A 252-nucleotide genomic window follows, 5' to 3' on the forward strand; every position below is an offset into this window, starting at 1 on the left:
GATCGCGAGCCCGTAGACGTACATGCCGTGCTTGGTCTTTTTCCGCACGAATCCGGCTTGTTCGACAGCAGCGTTGAAGTCGACCATCGGGCGCGCCCATCCTGAGGTGTTTTGCGCCCACGCCCGATACGTCTGATAGAGGTCACCAGCCCTCTCCGATAATCCGTCCTCGACGTCGCACGAGTCCTCAAGGAACTGCGAGAACCAGTCGTTATCCTCCTTATATGCTTGCGAGGCTTGAACCACCTGAGG

The 252-nt window shown here is 57.9% G+C and carries 1 pseudogene; it reads right to left on the reverse strand.

The features are described 5' to 3' along the window. Positions 1-252: pseudogene (locus QP415_RS12355) on the reverse strand (phage/plasmid primase, P4 family); the annotation flags it as partial.

The sequence above is a fragment of the Pauljensenia sp. UMB3104 genome (assembly GCF_030217285.1).
Taxonomy (GTDB): domain Bacteria; phylum Actinomycetota; class Actinomycetes; order Actinomycetales; family Actinomycetaceae; genus Pauljensenia.